This window comes from Rossellomorea sp. ABR4_004 (assembly GCF_056159585.1).
In genome coordinates, this window is the sequence record NZ_JBSWVM010000004.1 from 115,001 (window position 1) to 131,699 (window position 16,699).

12 protein-coding genes and 2 riboswitches are annotated in these 16,699 nt (G+C 42.7%); all 12 genes read right to left on the reverse strand.

The genetic code is table 11. The annotated features are described in order from the left end of the window. Positions 1-71: 71 nt before the first annotated feature. Entirely contained in the window at positions 72-2,147 is a 2,076-nt protein-coding gene (gene ptsG, locus ACXAF2_RS20620; RefSeq protein WP_475141462.1) for a glucose-specific PTS transporter subunit IIBC, read from the reverse strand. Positions 2,148-2,328: 181 nt separating this feature from the next. Further along, entirely contained in the window at positions 2,329-3,171 is an 843-nt protein-coding gene (gene glcT, locus ACXAF2_RS20625; RefSeq protein ID WP_148971352.1) for a glucose PTS transporter transcription antiterminator GlcT, read from the reverse strand. A 208-nt stretch (positions 3,172-3,379) separates the two neighbouring features. Beyond that, positions 3,380-4,714, reverse strand: coding sequence for an NCS2 family permease (locus ACXAF2_RS20630; RefSeq protein WP_044340671.1), 1,335 nt, complete (start codon positions 4,712-4,714; stop codon positions 3,380-3,382). Positions 4,715-4,841: 127 nt separating this feature from the next. Continuing rightward, a riboswitch (purine riboswitch) is annotated at positions 4,842-4,943 on the reverse strand. Between the two features lie 195 nt (positions 4,944-5,138). Further along, complete coding sequence (guaA, locus tag ACXAF2_RS20635) at positions 5,139-6,692, reverse strand: glutamine-hydrolyzing GMP synthase (RefSeq protein WP_475141464.1); 1,554 nt, start codon at positions 6,690-6,692, stop codon at positions 5,139-5,141. Between the two features lie 148 nt (positions 6,693-6,840). After that, a riboswitch (purine riboswitch) is annotated at positions 6,841-6,942 on the reverse strand. A 40-nt stretch (positions 6,943-6,982) separates the two neighbouring features. Next, positions 6,983-9,193 (reverse strand): transglutaminase TgpA family protein, encoded by a 2,211-nt coding sequence (locus tag ACXAF2_RS20640; protein WP_475141466.1) that lies wholly within the window; start codon positions 9,191-9,193, stop codon positions 6,983-6,985. Further along, complete coding sequence (locus ACXAF2_RS20645; RefSeq protein ID WP_475141468.1) at positions 9,190-10,407, reverse strand: DUF58 domain-containing protein; 1,218 nt, start codon at positions 10,405-10,407, stop codon at positions 9,190-9,192. The genes ACXAF2_RS20640 and ACXAF2_RS20645 overlap by 4 nt, the downstream gene beginning before the upstream one ends. Before the next feature lies 1 nt (position 10,408). Next, positions 10,409-11,365 carry an AAA family ATPase gene (locus ACXAF2_RS20650; protein WP_475141470.1) on the reverse strand — a complete coding sequence of 319 codons (957 nt, stop codon included), beginning with the start codon at positions 11,363-11,365 and terminating at the stop codon, positions 10,409-10,411. 224 nt (positions 11,366-11,589) lie between these two features. Next, positions 11,590-12,417 (reverse strand): ammonia-dependent NAD(+) synthetase, encoded by an 828-nt coding sequence (gene nadE / locus ACXAF2_RS20655; RefSeq protein ID WP_475141472.1) that lies wholly within the window; start codon positions 12,415-12,417, stop codon positions 11,590-11,592. A gap of 69 nt (positions 12,418-12,486) precedes the next feature. Then, entirely contained in the window at positions 12,487-13,956 is a 1,470-nt protein-coding gene (locus ACXAF2_RS20660; RefSeq protein WP_475141474.1) for a nicotinate phosphoribosyltransferase, read from the reverse strand. Positions 13,957-14,254: 298 nt separating this feature from the next. Continuing rightward, the gene (locus ACXAF2_RS20665) at positions 14,255-15,448 is read right to left on the reverse strand and encodes an alanyl-tRNA editing protein (protein ID WP_475141476.1); all 1,194 of its coding nucleotides are present in this window, start codon (positions 15,446-15,448) and stop codon (positions 14,255-14,257) included. 64 nt (positions 15,449-15,512) lie between these two features. Then, on the reverse strand, positions 15,513-15,665 hold the full coding sequence (locus ACXAF2_RS20670; RefSeq protein WP_475141478.1) for a hypothetical protein: 153 nt from the start codon (positions 15,663-15,665) through the stop codon (positions 15,513-15,515). 297 nt (positions 15,666-15,962) lie between these two features. Next, positions 15,963-16,682 carry a hypothetical protein gene (locus tag ACXAF2_RS20675; RefSeq protein WP_475141480.1) on the reverse strand — a complete coding sequence of 240 codons (720 nt, stop codon included), beginning with the start codon at positions 16,680-16,682 and terminating at the stop codon, positions 15,963-15,965. Positions 16,683-16,699: the final 17 nt, after the last annotated feature.

The following is a 16,699-nucleotide window of genomic DNA, read 5'->3' on the forward strand; positions in this document are numbered from 1 at the left end:
ATTTTCCAAACTAGCAAAAAAACCCATTTTCATTCTCTATTGAAGAGAGAATGAAAATGGGTTTAATTTCTTTAGTCGATCTTGATGATGTTTTCGTCGTTACGGTTTACTTTACCTGACTTCTCGATTGTTACTTGTTGACCTTCTTTGAGGTTCGTGAAGACAATCGGTGTCATAATAGAAGGCGCGTTTTCTTTGATGTAGGCAAGGTCCACTTCCAGTAATGGTTGACCCGCTTCTACCTGGTCTCCCTCTTTTACGAGCGCTTCGAATCCTTTACCTTCTAATTTAACCGTATCGATCCCAACATGGATCAGAACTTCACGGCCTGCTTTGGACTCAAGTCCGATAGCATGCTTCGTAGGGAATACGTTTACGACTTTACCTGTAATAGGTGAAACGATTGTTCCTTCTGTCGGTACGATCGCGAAACCGTCACCCATCATTTTCCCTGAGAATACCTGATCAGGAACTTCCGTTATGTCTTTGATTTCTCCAGTGATAGGAGCTACGAATTTTTCGTTCTTTTGTTCTTCAGTTGTTTGAAGTGCTTCTGGGTTCACTTCTTCAATTTGTTGCTCAACTTCTTCATTTGCGCTTGTTTCTACTCTGCGTGGAGCTTTTCCACGAATGATATCTTGCATTTGTGATTTGATCGTGTCTGACTTAGGTCCGAAGATCGCTTGAATGTTGTCTCCGACTTCAAGGACTCCTGAAGCACCTAATTTTTTCAGGCGATTCTTATCGACACTCTTTACATCATTAACCGAAACACGAAGGCGAGTGATACATGCGTCTAAATGAGCGATATTTTCTTGCCCACCCATTGCTTCCAGGATGTTGTACGGAAGGTCTCCAGCTGAACTTGCAGGAGTTCCATCGTCATCTTCGTCTACATCTTCACGACCAGGAGTCATGAGATTGAACTTACGGATAGCGAAACGGAATCCGAAGTAGTAAATGACAGCAAATACTGCCCCTACCGGAAGAACGATCCAGGCGTTTGTTTGTGGGTTGATTAATCCGAATAGGATGTAGTCAATTAAACCACCTGAGAATGTCATACCGATCTTAACGTCTAATAGGTGCATCGTTAAGAAAGATAAACCGGCAAAGATTGTATGGATACCAAATAGTACTGGTGCTACGAATAAGAATGAGAATTCGATTGGTTCTGTGATACCTGTTAGGAAAGATGTTAAAGCCGCCGAGCCCATGATACCTGCTACAACTGCTTTCCTTTCAGGTTTTGCTTCATGGTAGATCGCTAATGCCGCTGCCGGAAGACCGAACATCATGAATGGGAATTTACCAGTCATGAAAGTACCTGCAGTCAAATCTTGTACACCATCTTGAATCTGCTTCATGAAGATCGCCTGGTCTCCACGAACAATATTTCCTGCTTCTGAAGTATACGAGCCGAACTCGAACCAGAAAGGTGAATAGAAAATATGGTGAAGTCCAAATGGTATAAGAGCACGTTCGATGACACCGAATATGAATGCAGCAAATGCTCTGTTTTCACCAAGCATGAAGTTAGAGAATGAATTAAGGCCATTTTGGATCGGTGGCCAGATTAATAACATTAATAGTCCTAATACAACAGCAGAAGCTGCAGTTGCGATTGGAACAAATCGTTTACCTGCGAAGAATCCCAGGTATGAAGGAAGTTCGATTTGGAAGAAACGGTTGTACATAGCCGCAGCAAGAATCCCTACGATAATACCACCGAATACACCGGTTTGAAGTGTAGGAATCCCTAGAACAAGTGCGTACGCAGGATCTACACCATCGCCTGTTACATCCCCGATTCCCAGCCCTTCGACTGTTCCCATTGTTACGTTCATAATCAAGAAACCAACGATAGCCGCTAAACCGGCTACCCCTTCACCACCAGCTAATCCGATGGCTACACCCACTGCGAATAACAGGGCCAGGTTTCCGAAGATAATTCCACCTGCTTGTTCCATGACACTTGCGACCATTTCAACGCCGCCGTTTGAAAGGAATGGAGCAATTTCTAATAACGTCGGATTTTGCAGTGCATTACCGAATGCAAGCAGAAGTCCGGCTGCTGGCAAGATAGCCACAGGCAGCATGAGAGCTTTACCGACTTTTTGTAAAACGCCAAAAGCCTTTTTAAACATGAAGTTTCCTCCTTTTATTTCGTTCATTTTTTCAACTAATTAGATGATGATTGCAAACAAAAAAGGCATGAGAAAAGAGGATAATGAACGTATAAGGATAGACTACCCCAAATTATACGTTTCAATCATCTTCTTCACTCATGCCTGATCGTATCAGTAACACGTAAGAAAGATAAGTGCTTTATTTAACTTTACTCTGTATACGCTGCAAGTGCATGGTTAAATATACAGCCTCTGCATCGTAGACGGGTTTTTGTAATGTTTGCTGCATCATCTTGATCAGCTTCCAAGATAAATTATAGCAGAGAGGGTATTCCTCTTTCAACAGTTTTGCAATTTTTTCTGGTTCTTCTACGCGTTCTTCTCTAAGTACCCGCTCTATTGTATATCGAATGTGGCGCACGAGCCTCATATAATCGACGCTTTCCTTATTAATTTTCACATCCAGCTGTTGTTCGATCATCCCGGTCAGGCGGCCAATCAACTGGGAGTGTTGATTCACTTCAGACAAATCCTTGTTCATCATGGCGCTATGGATATGCAGGGCAATAAATCCCACTTCCCCTTCCGGCAAATGGACATCGGTCATTTCATTGATCATGCCAACCACTTCCCTGGCAATTTCGTATTCGAATGGATACAGCGTCCTTGTTTCTACCAGAAACGGATTGCGGATCTCCATTCCTCTCATCAATCGGTTGATGGCAAAAAGGATATGGTCGGTCAGGGCGATGTGAATATGCTCATTTAGAAAAGAGTTGGTTCTTTTTCTGATTAACTCAATGGCAGAAATGATGACGTTCGACATATCATCATTCAAGAAAGGAAGAAGGTTTTTGTACTGCTCCTGTTCTTTCTCTCCCTTTAATACAAACATCTTTTCTGCAATATCATTCTGGATCGGGTCCCCTTTTTTACGATTGAACCCTATCCCTTTCCCTATGAGTACGACTTCACCGTAGCTCTCGTGATTAGCAATTAATACATTGTTATTCAAGGCTTTTTTCACATTTAAAGTAGACATCGTCATTCTCCCTATAATTTCGACCGATTTCGACACTATCCGATTCCATGATTTTAACGAAAACCTATCTTTTTTTCAATTCATATTTCCCATATACGTATATCTTCTCTAGACTTTCCCCCGTTTCCTCTATTTATGTTTCACTCTTTTCCGTTTAAAAATAACAAAAAGCTGATCTCCGAGAGACCAGCTTAAAGATTTTTATGTTTTAAACTAGGAATATAAAATACATAACGAATATAACAAACAAGAAATACATGATCGGATGGATTTCCTTTACGCGACCTTTCATGATCATCGTAATAGGGTAAAAGATAAATCCGATGGCGATACCTGTCGCGATGCTGTACGTTAATGGCATGGCTACGATCGTTAAGAATGCTGGCACAGCTACCTCAAACTTCTTCCAATCAATTTCTCCCAGAGATGAAACCATGAGCACTCCCACAATGATCAGTGCCGGTGCTGTCACTGCCGAAGTTATGACGGCAAGCAGCGGGAAGAAGAAAATCGAGAGTAAGAATAAGACGGCCGTTACCACTGACGCAAATCCTGTTCTCGCTCCTGCTGCTACACCTGCAGAAGATTCGATATAAGACGTGGTTGTCGAAGTCCCTAAGATGGCCCCTACGACTGTTGCACAGGAATCAGCGAATAAAGCTTTACCTGCACGTGGTAATTTATTTTCCTTCATTAATCCCGCTTGATTGGCAACCGCTACAAGGGTACCTGCCGTATCGAAGAAATCAACGAATAAGAATGTCAGAATCACAACAAGCATTTGTATCGTAAAAATACTGCCCGCATCATTGAATAAAGGATCTAAGGCTGCTCCAAACGTAGGAGCAAGACTTGGAGCTGCGTCTACAACTTTTTCCGGCGTGTCGATTAATCCAACGATCATTCCGACGATTGCCGTTACAACCATCCCGATGAATATACCGCCTTTAACGCCTCTTGTCATCAGAATGACGGTAATGATGATCCCGAAAATGGCGAGAAGAGTCGAGCCATTTGTTAAGTCTCCGAGACCCACTAATACTGCATCATTGTTCACAATGATTCCTGCATTTTGAAATCCGATAAAGGTAATGAAAAGTCCAATACCCGCTCCTACTGCGTATTTTAATTCCGCTGGGATTGAGTTAATGATTTTTTCCCGAATACCCGACAGTGTGAGTACGATGAAAATCAAGCCTGAAATTAACACACCAGTTAATGCCGATTGCCACGGTACACCCATTGTCAATACTACTGTGTATGCGAAGAATGCGTTTAATCCCATACCGGGAGCTAGGGCTATCGGATATTTTGCAATGAGCCCCATGATCAAGGAACCAATGGCAGCCGCTAAAGCCGTAGCGACGAATACTGCACCGTAATCCATTCTCATGCTATCCGGAAGATCCGGTACCGATTGAAGGGTTAACGTCAATGGATTGACGATCAGGATATAAGCCATTGAAAGAAACGTCGTTAATCCCCCGATGATTTCCCTTCTATAAGTCGTTCCTAATTGGTCAAACTGAAAGAAATTTTTCATTCTTGTACTCCTCCTATAGAGTCGTCGCAGAATCCAGCATTTCAATAAAAAAGCCTCGAACTACCAGAGTTCAAGGCTTTGACTGTTAAGATCATGATGAATAGGTCAACAGCGAATTGTTCAACAGTCCTATTCTCAATCACCTCGTAGTCAAGCCATTTACGGTAGCTTGGTAGAAACGCTCGGGCCTTATTCCCGAAATTATACGACGTAATGCTTTATAATGTTTTGATATGATTACAGTACTATTGTACCAACTCAAAACATGACCGTCAACACAAAATACGAACATTATTTATTAAATTTTATATTAATGTTCGTTTTATACACAAAATGACAGGCACTCCCGTTTTTTGTCGAATTCTAAGAATCGACCTTCGACGGGAAGTGCCTGTCACCTATCTGTACAAAAATCTATGAATTTCTATTCCCACTCAATCGTTGCAGGTGGCTTACTCGTCACATCATACACAACGCGGTTGATATGATCGACTTCATTTACGATACGTGTTGAGATTTTCTCCAATACATCCCAAGGAATACGGGCCCAGTCGGAAGTCATACCGTCAATGGATGTCACGGCACGGATTCCGATCGTATAGTCATACGTTCTGGCATCCCCCATCACTCCGACGCTTCGGATGTCAGGCAGAACCGTGAAGTATTGCCAAATGTCACGATCAAGTCCGGCTTTCTTGATTTCATCACGCAGAATGTAATCAGATTCACGAACGATCTCAAGTTTCTGCTCAGAAATTTCACCAAGCACACGAATTCCAAGACCCGGTCCCGGGAATGGTTGACGCCATACGATTTCATCAGGAATACCCAGTTCAGATCCTAATGCACGCACTTCATCTTTGAATAATGTGTTCAATGGTTCAATAAGTGTGAACTGCATGTCTTCAGGCAGTCCACCAACATTGTGGTGAGATTTGATCGTTTGAGCAGTGGCTGTTCCACTTTCAATGATGTCTGTATATAAAGTACCTTGTGCAAGATATTCGATACCTTTAAGCTTAGTCGCTTCATCGTCAAACACGTAAATAAATTCATTCCCGATGATTTTACGTTTTTGCTCAGGGTCAGAAACACCTTTTAATTTATTTAAGAAACGGTCTTGAGCATCCACTTTAATGACGTTCATGTTAAAACCGTCAGCGAAAGTTTTCATGACGCTGTCTGCTTCACCTTTTCGAAGAAGGCCGTGATCAACGAAAATACATGTTAATTGATCACCGATTGCTTTATGGATCAACACAGCAACAACAGAAGAATCCACTCCTCCGCTTAATGCGCAAAGGACTTTTTTGTCACCGACTGTTTGACGGATCTTGTCCATTTCCATTTCAATGAAATTCTCCATGGACCAGTCACCTGCACACCCACACACGTCGAATACGAAGTTTTTCAGCATTTCATTACCGTGCACAGAGTGACGTACTTCAGGATGGAATTGAACGGCATATAATCCTTTTTCCTCGTTACTCATGGAAGCAATCGGGCAAGAAGGGTTCGTCGCGTTCACATCAAAGCCTGCAGGAGCTTCCACGACAAGGTCTCCATGACTCATCCATACGACTTGCTCTTCAGGCAGGTTGGAGAATAACTTAGATTGTTTTTCAATATTGATGGCCGCTTTTCCGTACTCACGGTGCTTCGCGCGTTCCACTTTTCCACCGAAGTGCATCGTCATAAGCTGCATACCGTAGCAAATTCCCAAAATAGGAATGTCCAGATCAAAGATGCGCTCATCGCAACGGAATGAGTCTTCACCGTAGACACTGTTCGGTCCCCCGGAGAATATGATCCCGGTTGGATTAATTTCCTGAATTTCTTCAAGGGTAACTGTATGCGGATGGAGCTCACTATAAACACCGAACTCACGAATTCTTCGCGTGATTAATTGATTGTATTGACTTCCAAAGTCCAAAACGACGATCATTTCTTGATTGTGCAATTCTTCTTTACCAAGCATTCAGTTCACCTCATCAGTTTTTTTATGGGTCAGGACGTACTCCATCCTTATAGTACTTGTTGTTGTTAGCATTCCTAAAAAAATAAAAAAAACCAGACTTCGCCTTAAAAAAAGGCAGAATTCTAGTTTTTTTGCATACAGGGATGTCAAATTAGAACACTGCCTTCATAGTCCAGTCATTTAAGGTGACCGGGTAGATACTTTCGAACCGTATTATCGAGGATATACGAAGGATGCTAACGAACGTTATAATGAATTTGACATCATTTTATACCTTGTTTTCAAAAGGGTCAACCAGTTGTCCTTTTAATTAAATTTTCCCATAATTCCCTCATCTTCGTCCAATCTTCTTCCCCTTGCCTCTGACCATATAAAATACGTTCATAATTATTGGTCAGGCTCGTCATTTCATGGGTACCAAAGAATGAGTCAATATATCGCGAATAGCCCCTTAATGTTTGTCCGTCATCCATTTTCAGTCCATATCTCTCAAGCTGTTTAATTAAAGAAAGATAGGCTTCGGGAAACGCGCCATCTGATGATTTTCTTCGATAATAGAAAATCAGGACATACGGCATCCACCGTCTTCTTACGATGTACAAAGCAATTCCCATGATAAGCAAGAGCATGAATCCCATGACAAGCTTGCCCCAGTTTTCCACAAAAAATGTTTGAATATCATCCCAAAGCTTCGACAGAGAAAAACCACTTCCAGCCGCTTTTGAATCATCTTCTTCAGGTTGAATCGGCTGTTTCGGTGTTTCCTCTTTCTCAGGAACAGGAACTTCGTTGTTATCCGACTCAGGTACATCCAGGTCATATTGATACGATACGTTATTACTGAATCCAACAGTAGGCTCGAACGGCACCCATCCTACTTCCGGGAAGAACACCTCCACCCAGGAGTGAGCATTATTATTGGAAACTTCATAAAGCTTATACATCGTATCCACTTGTCTACTGTATTCCCCTTCTGTATATCCCTTTGCCCATCTTGCGGGGATTCCAAGTGCCCGGACTAACACGACCATGGAAGTGGAGAAGTTATCACAGTACCCTCTCTGGGTTTCAAATAGGAACTGATCGACGTAATCCTGCCCTTCCTCAGGCACCGGTACGTCAAATTGGTCGTAGACGTAAGCTTCTTTCGAAAAATAGTTTTCGATCGCCCTAACTTTGTCATACCAATTATCTTCTTCCGATGTAATCTCAAATGCCAGGTCCTTCACACGCTGGGGAGTCGTTTCCGGAAGTTGTGTATAGCGGTCAAGAAATTCAGGAGTCTGCATGATTTCCTGATTTTCGTTCGTTGCTTTCATCTTCTTCTGGGAATAGGAAGGTGAGCGGTAGGAAAGTTCATACTCCTCTAATTTAATGGTTTCATCTTCCCCTTCATAACTTGTAACCTTTTCGTTAACGGGATCAAAGGAGAAATAGCCTTCTTCATTTCCGATTATTCTTTCTATCCCATACGGATAGACAACATGGGAATAGGTTCGTTCCACCATGACCCTCTCTGTTTCCACTTCCCGCTCTCCATCCGGTTCGTTGGTTGTGAAGGGAACCACTTCCTCCGAGTCAAAAGGGATGGCAGCCTGCTGGTCATCAGGAATGGATTGCTCCCAGCCCTTGCCTGTATATAGATCCTTCGTTTCAATTCTCCAGTAGTGTTCTCTCGTTACTTCAGCATTAAAAATGACAGTGGGATCACCGACAAAGGGTCCCCCAAGCTGAGAATCATCTGCATCATAACCTACTTTGTTCACGCCGCTGCCTCCGGCTCCTTCCGCAAAGGATTGAATATAAGGCACGGGATCCGGCCAGATAGGATCTGCCTTAGGGGCGGCAAAAGCAACAACTGAACTCACCCCAAGCATAACCGTAAGCGGCACAATCCAGCGGTGCCTGCTCATCTTGGATCCAAGAAGGTTCTCCCTTTGAACCAAACGTTCGAGAGCCAACAAACCCATTAACAGGAAGCCGAAAATGACGACTCGGATAATCGCCCGATCCCCTTCATAAATCGTGAACGTATCGATCAGACAAATATAGGTCACGGTCATCACATAAAAGAGAAGAATCGTCTTTCTGACTGATAACCAGTAATAAAGCAAATACGTCATCAGCCATAGTAAAACAAAGAACAATAAGCTTCTGTACTCGAACGAAAGACTTGGCCATTCACGCCCAACTGTCAAACCGAGATTCAGCCACAGGTCACCCCCGAACTTCTCTAACCATGTAAAGGTAAAAAACGAACCTGAATAATACAATCCATGTAACGCATACAAAATAAAGAATAGCTTAACTGCCGCTGTCAGGAAATAGTGAATCCTGAAATAGGACAGGACAAGTGATAAAGCAATAAATACTACAAAATACGTCAAACTCCCTGTATCCGTCACCACCTGAAGGGGCTTCAGCCATTCCCATAAAAGCAGAAACCCAAACAAGTAGATCATAATCGTAAAGAATCGGTGTTTAGGTGATTCATGACTCATGCTCGTTTCACCTCCATAAAGGCAGAAGAGAAGTCACCTTCAAAGCATACCTTCAGTCGAATACCACGGGACGAGGCGTAAGCTTTCAATGATTTCTCCTCGGCCGTATAGGCTTCACCTATACGTTTCACTAAAAAAATCACAACCGAATTGTTCCGCTTTGCATACTGATTCACACTCATGATCATCTTTTTTGAAACAGACGAAGTGACAAACAGCACCGCTGCAGATTGGGAGTAATTCAACCCTTCCCCCTGCAGTACTTTCCCTAAAGCGTAAGGGCTATCCTGTCTGACCTTCGCCAGATGATAGAATAGCTGACTTTGATGTTCTTCACCGCCTCGGATTGGAAAGGACACATGATCTTCTCCAATCGAGACAAGTCCAACCTGCGCCCCCTTTTTCAAAATGGAACGAATCATCGAAGCCGACAATGTCACCATCGATTCAAAGGCAGGAGAGTCCTCCCGATCCAATACGATGAGCACATCGTGGGATTGACGTTCTTCAAACTCCTTCGTCATCAGTTCATTCGTTCTGGCAAAGGTCTTCCAATGGATCCACGAGAAACGATCCCCCGGTTGATAATCACGTATACCCGTTGCCATCGTCGTGTCCTTCTGAATCTTCACATTTGAAGTCGTCATCCCTTGATCATACCGGTTTTCCAGGGGCCTGTAAGGAACATCGACGAAAGCAGGATATACTAGAAGCTTGTTGGTACAATCGATGGATGCTTCCTTTTCAAATATGCCAAAGAAATCGCCGGCACGGAGTCGGACAGCAGAAAAAACATGTTCTCCACGAGGCAGTTCTTCTATGTAATACGTGAGCTTGATCCGTTTTCTGAATCCAGGGTGAATCATCGCTTTCGCCTTTTGAAAACTGGAATGGTGAAAAACGGAATCTGTTACCACATCCTCTAACACCATATAAAATAAAGGAAATGGTATCTTTCGTGAAAGGGTAATCGTCACCTTCAATTCATCCCCCGCTTTGTACTCATTTGATTCGAAACTCCTCTCTACATAAAACTCAGAAAGAGGATATAAGAATACAGAAGCAGCATAAAGGGCGAATGGCAGAAAGCTATAGAATAAAAACCAGCTCACAAATCCACCCTGAAACATCGCGTAGGAAAACGAGATCCCCACTAAAATGAGCAGCAGCAGAAACTTCCCCAATGGTTTAAGAAATTGAAGTTTCGTCTTCATCCTATCTCACAAGCCTTTGTACGGGAACCGGGATACGCGCCATCACTCTTTCCACTACTTCTTCCGGAGTGATACCTTCATATCTCGCTTCAGATTTCATAATGATCCGGTGAGAGAAAACAAAAGGTGCCAAGTATTGAACGTCATCGGGAACCACATAATCCCTGCCTCTTAAAAAGGCATATGCCTGACATGCTTTCATTAACGCAATGGATCCACGTGGACTTGCTCCCAAGTAAACATTGGCATGAATCCTTGTACGATTCGCAATTTCCACAATGTACTTCTTGATCGTGTCATCTACTACTACATCTTTCACTTCCCCTTGAATATATCTCAATTCCTCCAAGGTCATGACAGACTCCAACTCATCGATCGGAGGGTTTTTCTGAGCGCGATGAAGAACCTCCATCTCTTCTTCCGGTTCAGGATACCCCATTTTCATCTTTAATAAGAAGCGGTCAAGCTGCGCTTCCGGTAGGGGATATGTCCCCTCATACTCAATCGGATTCTGGGTCGCCATAACAAAGAAAGGTTTATCAAGCTTCCGTGTCATTCCATCGATCGTCACGCTGCTCTCTTCCATGCCCTCTAGTAGTGCGGACTGGGTCTTAGGTGATGTACGGTTAATTTCATCCGCGAGAATGATGTTCCCCATGATCGGACCCGGCCTGAATGTGAATTCCATTTCTTTCGGGTTATAAATCGATACACCTATTACATCTGAAGGCAATAAATCCGGTGTGAATTGAATGCGTTTAAAACTTGCGCCGACTGACTTCGCCAGTGCACGAACCATCATCGTCTTCCCCACACCGGGAACGTCCTCAAGCAACACATGTCCGCCGGCCAACAGTGAAACGACACTCAGTTCCGCTACCTTCCTTTTTCCAATCATGACTTTTTCTATATTATCAATGATACTTTGCAGCTTCGGGTTTACCATTTCATGTGACATCTTACCCCTCCTGAATACATCAATATCGTCCTTAACTATTATTACTTTCGTTTAAAAAGTCGAAAATCCTCTATAAAATGGTAATTAAATATAGAAATTTTAGGGATTTGGTAGGATATAAGTACTCTGGGGTCTGTCACAGTCCGTTTTTGTCGAATGTCAAAATAGGTAGACAAATGAAAAAGCCAACCCCGCACATGCTGGGAGTTGGCTTAATTCCATCCTTATTTCCAAAAATCATCAAACACCGTGACGGGCAGATGACGTTTATGCTGTGTTTTCAAGTAATGACCTTCGATCGCTTTCTTTGCCTCAAGTGGTACTTCTTTTCCTTCCAGATAATCGTCCAGCTGATCGTATGTGACACCAAGGGCTTCTTCATCAGGAAGTTGCGGACGGTCTTCCTCAAGGTCTGCCGTTGGTTTCTTATTGTATAAGTGTTCCGGACAGCCAAGTTCCATTAAGAGCTTCTTCCCTTGCCGCTTGTTCAGACGGAAAAGGGGAACGAGGTCTGCTGCTCCATCACCGTACTTCGTATAAAAGCCGGTAACCGCTTCAGCAGAATGGTCTGTACCCAGTACAACTCCATTCTTCATGGCAGCGATGGCGAATTGAACTTTCATCCGTTCACGTGCCTTTTCGTTTCCTTTGACAAAGTCGGAAAGCTCGATGCCGTTTTTCTTCAAAGTTTCGACGCTGGCATCGACTGCCGGCTGGACATTAACCGTCAATGAAACGGACGGGTTAATGAATTCCACTGCATCAATGGCGTCCTCGGCATCTCCCTGCTCACCGTAGGGAAGTCTCACTGCGTAAAAAACATAATCTGATGAACCTGTTTCCTCGTTCATCTCGTTGATTGCCATCTGTGCAAGTTTCCCTAATAAAGTGGAATCCTGACCACCCGAAATGCCAAGGACCAAGCTTTTCAAAAATGAGTGCCTTTTCAAATACGCTTTCATAAAATCAACACTGCGACGTATTTCTTCCTGGGGATTGATTTCCGGGGACACCATCATTTCTTCTACAATTTGTTTTTGAAGGGAATCCATGTTTTCACACTCCATTTAGGTTTTATCATTATTTATGGATCTGATTAATTTACCCATCTTTTATCGGGATTACATCGTTTTGTTGAATTTCTCCTTTACCTCTTCCTTAACCTTTTGAATCAGATTCATTTTGTTCGTCCAACATTCTTCACTTAAATCCACGGGATATCCCTCTGGGTTCATGGAACGTTTATACTCGTCCCACAGCAGGTCGAGGTTTTCATTTACAAAGGACCTCATTGATTCAAGTGACGGAGACTCATATACCAGCTCCCCATCTTTAAAAATATCCTCGTGAAGCTCTCTCGCTTCGAAATTGGTGATGAATTTACTGATATAGGTATGCACAGGATGAAACATTTTCAGTCGGCTTTCATTTTGAGGATTCTCATGCTCTAAGGCGATATAATCCCCTTCTGATTTATGATTAACCGTATTGATGATACGATAAACCTTTTTAAGTCCAGGAGTGGAAACTTTCTCCGCATTACTCGATATTTTAATCGTATCTTCCATTTCCCCTGACTCGTTTTCAATGGAAGCAAGTTTATATACAGCACCTAAAGCAGGTTGATCATAGGCAGTTATTAACTTCGTCCCTACACCCCACACATCGATCCGGGCTCCTTGGGCTTTTAAATTCAGAATCGTATATTCATCCAGATCATTTGACGCAATGATCTTTGTTTCGGTAAAACCTGCTTCATCAAGCATTTTTCGGGCTTTCTTGGATAAGTAAGCCATATCACCGCTGTCCAAACGAATACCCTTGAAATTAATCCGGTCCCCAAGCTCTTTTGCTACCTGGATGGCCGTAGGTACACCCGATTTCAATGTATCGTAGGTATCCACTAAAAACACACAGTCCTTATGGCTCTCAGCATATTTATGGAACGCCTGATAATCATCCTGATATGCCTGCACCATTGAATGGGCATGGGTACCTGATACCGGCATCCCGAATAACTTACCCGCCCGAACATTACTTGTGGCATCAAATCCGCCAATATATGCGGCACGCGTCCCCCAAATGGCCGCATCCAACTCATGGGCCCGTCTCGTCCCAAACTCCATCACGACTTCATCCTGGACCACTTGCTTAATTCGATTCGCCTTCGTCGCAATCAGGGTTTGATAGTTCACGATATTCAAGATCGCCGTCTCCAATATCTGAGCTTGCGCCAAGGGAGCCTCCACACGGATAAGAGGAACATTCCCAAACGCAATCTCCCCTTCCTGCATCGAACGTATCGTCCCCGTAAATCGAAGGTCCGCCAAGTACTGAAGAAACTCCTCTTCATAACCCAATTCTCTTAAATACTCAATATCACTCTCAGAGAAATGAAACTTTTTCACATAATCAATGATCCGTTCAAGTCCGGCAAACACCGCATATCCATTCCCAAAAGGCAGCTTTCGAAAGAACACTTCAAAAACAGCCTTTCGATTATGGAAATCATCATCCCAATACGCCTTCGTCATATTAATCTGATACAAATCTGTATGTAAAGCTAAACTATCATCCGCATAGTGCGTCATGTATTTCTCTCCTTTAAGCTGTAACCATTTGTCGAACATGTTGTGTCTTTTCTATTTTAACCAATTTTGGGTGGGATATCGAATGTTTAGGGTTGAAAAGAACTGACATGGGGTGCGTGTCAGTTCTTTTATATACATAATCTATGGTTTAAACAAACGTTTGATTAAATTCAATTTCCCCGTCATTCTACTGTTCTTCTTCATTTTCAGAAAGGAAAGTATCTTGGGATATTTTTATAGATTATCGTTAGTAATAAAAAGCTTGAAGTGCCAAATGCTTCTAGAATGAATTTTTCAACTATAACTGATTCACCAACGTCTCAAGAAGCTCTTCCTTACTCATGACAGCTTCTCCCCCACCTTGAACGAACGATTCCTTTCCCCCGCCTTTCCCGTTGATCATCGGAAAGACCTTTTGGGCGACCTCTCTTAGGTTGACGTACGGTGAGGAGCCCTTCGCCGCTACGAGCTGAAGCTTTTGATCATTTTGTACAACCAATAACACAACCGTTTCTTCTCTCTTAGCGACAATATGCTGTGCGATTTTTTGAAGCTCTTGGATGGAGCGGTCGAAGTAAGCTTTCTTGATTAATGTATAGCCTTCCTGTGTAGTTCTCTCCCCAAGTAATCCTTCTGCTTCATACGTTAAGAGAACCTCTTTCAACCCTTCTAATGCCCTCTCTTGTTCTTTTTGCTTGGCGAGCATTCTCTCTACGGTCGGTACCATATTTTCTTCCGGAGCCTGCAGCGCACCGGTGAGCTCTTTCAGTAGTCCATGTTTACGGTGTAATTGATTCAACACCCGGTCCCCGCATACAAACTGCAAGCGGATATGACCTTTATGCTTCTCCCAATCCAAAATCTTGATGGCCCCGACTTCACTCGTAGCACGCGGATGTGTCCCCCCGCATCCGTTGTAGTCGAAGTTCGGGATGATGACCAATCTGATCTCGTCGGTAACGGAGGGATGCTTTCGCAGTGGATAGTCTGATAGTTCCGCTTCTGTTATCCATTTCGTCTCGATTGACCTGCTCTCCCGAATGATCTGGTTGGCGAGTGCTTCGGCTTGCAGAGCGTCTGACTCATTGATGTCACTTACGTCTAAATCGATAGTCAAAATCTCTTTCCCGAGATGAAAGCTGATCGTCTCATATTGTAACGCTTCTGCAAATGCGGCAGACAAAATATGCTGACCGGCGTGCTGCTGCATATGATCAAAGCGTCGCGCCCAATCGATCTGTCCCTCAAAGACCCCCGATATATCCTTGAATGGCTCTTCTATGTAATGACGGATCTCTCCGTTCATTTCTTCAACATTGGTAATCTGCTTGTCCTTTAATATTCCTGTATCATTGGGCTGGCCACCGCCTGTTGGATAGAATGCCGTTTCTTCTAATACGACGTACCAGCCTGAATCATCCTGCTGTTGATCCTGTATGGATGTTTGAAAGGTTTTCATATAGGCGTCTTGATAGTAATGTTTGACTGTCATCGGTAACCCTCTTTCTGAACTGTTCTATCCATACTTTATCATATTCGGAATGGATAGAACCATTTCAGTCCCTTTGGTTCTTCTCCATGGATATCGGTACCGTTCCTACTTGTTCCCAGGGGATTTCCCAGCGTCTTTCGAATTCTTCCTTTGCTCTCTCGTCTCCTTCTATGATCCGTTCTACAAGTCTTCTTAGTTTCATGATTGAGTAATTCACGTTATCACCCGCTTACATTTATTAGAAAGTAGAAGTCACATGGAGCATACGTAAATTGTTTTAGTATGGGTGTCTTTTTATCATACTTTTTACCTATAAATAGATTTTTGAAACGCTTCAACTCTCTAGGAACGCAAAAAAGTGGGGATGATGATTACATCATGCCATCCATTCAATTGATGGTTTAATAGAATGTAACAAAGCTTTAAAAATCATCTTTTCGGTCAATACCACCTTATTTAACCTCAATGGATAAAAAAACAGACAACCAACTGGTCATCTGTTTTGATCATAACATTACTCGTATAAAGCACCATCGTCTTTTTGTTTAGCTATAACTGATAGATTAGCAGAGTATGTTACACCTTGATAATCATTCGTTGCTAACTCATCAAGCTTTACGCCAAATTGAATATCAATGTATTCATTTGTTTCTAAATTCCAGAATTCATTGTCTTTCCCCGATTCTGCACCATCACCCAAAAGAATTTCTTTTTCTCCAACAGCTGCAACGGATTTTGCTGCTACAGAAGCATCCAGGAAGCCGGTTACTATTTCTACACTTTCTGGATTTTCAACTGAAGCTAGAGAAGGACTTACTTCATTCGTAGTTCCATTGAATAATTCTTCTAGTTTATATTGTGATGCTTTTAATACTTCTTCCGTTGGTTTCACTTTGTATTTAAGTGCAATGTAACCTACTTTGTAAGCATTTAATGAAAGATTTTTATCAAGTGATTGGTTTAATTTTGCTTGTAAGAACGTATCGGCAGTCCCTGTATTATCGATTGTCATCCAATCTCCAAATACAAGTTGTGATGGAGCGAAATTTTTAGCTGCCACAATTTTCTTATTGATATCTTCACCATTATTAAGCTGTACGGATGCATTTGTTATTTCACCTTTTGCCGTTGTTTCAGAAGTAAACCAAGAATAAGTTCCATAGCTTGTTGCAACAGCAATAGTCCCAGCAAGTGCCGTACCTAATAATGCTTTTTTTACGTTGACTAATTTCATAAATAATGCCCCCAAAT

What these genes read in the sequence shown, in the direction of transcription:
- ACXAF2_RS20665 (WP_475141476.1), bottom strand. Translation starts at nt 15,448, where the DNA reads ATGACAGTCAAACATTACTATCAAGACGCCTATATGAAAACCTTTCAA.
- ACXAF2_RS20645 (WP_475141468.1), bottom strand. Translation starts at nt 10,407, where the DNA reads ATGAAGACGAAACTTCAATTTCTTAAACCATTGGGGAAGTTTCTGCTG.
- ACXAF2_RS20675 (WP_475141480.1), bottom strand. Translation starts at nt 16,682, where the DNA reads ATGAAATTAGTCAACGTAAAAAAAGCATTATTAGGTACGGCACTTGCT.
- nadE (WP_475141472.1), bottom strand. Translation starts at nt 12,417, where the DNA reads ATGGATTCCCTTCAAAAACAAATTGTAGAAGAAATGATGGTGTCCCCG.
- guaA (WP_475141464.1), bottom strand. Translation starts at nt 6,692, where the DNA reads ATGCTTGGTAAAGAAGAATTGCACAATCAAGAAATGATCGTCGTTTTG.
- ACXAF2_RS20640 (WP_475141466.1), bottom strand. Translation starts at nt 9,193, where the DNA reads ATGAGTCATGAATCACCTAAACACCGATTCTTTACGATTATGATCTAC.
- ACXAF2_RS20650 (WP_475141470.1), bottom strand. Translation starts at nt 11,365, where the DNA reads ATGTCACATGAAATGGTAAACCCGAAGCTGCAAAGTATCATTGATAAT.
- ACXAF2_RS20660 (WP_475141474.1), bottom strand. Translation starts at nt 13,956, where the DNA reads ATGACGCACTATGCGGATGATAGTTTAGCTTTACATACAGATTTGTAT.
- ACXAF2_RS20630 (WP_044340671.1), bottom strand. Translation starts at nt 4,714, where the DNA reads ATGAAAAATTTCTTTCAGTTTGACCAATTAGGAACGACTTATAGAAGG.
- glcT (WP_148971352.1), bottom strand. Translation starts at nt 3,171, where the DNA reads ATGTCTACTTTAAATGTGAAAAAAGCCTTGAATAACAATGTATTAATT.
- ptsG (WP_475141462.1), bottom strand. Translation starts at nt 2,147, where the DNA reads ATGTTTAAAAAGGCTTTTGGCGTTTTACAAAAAGTCGGTAAAGCTCTC.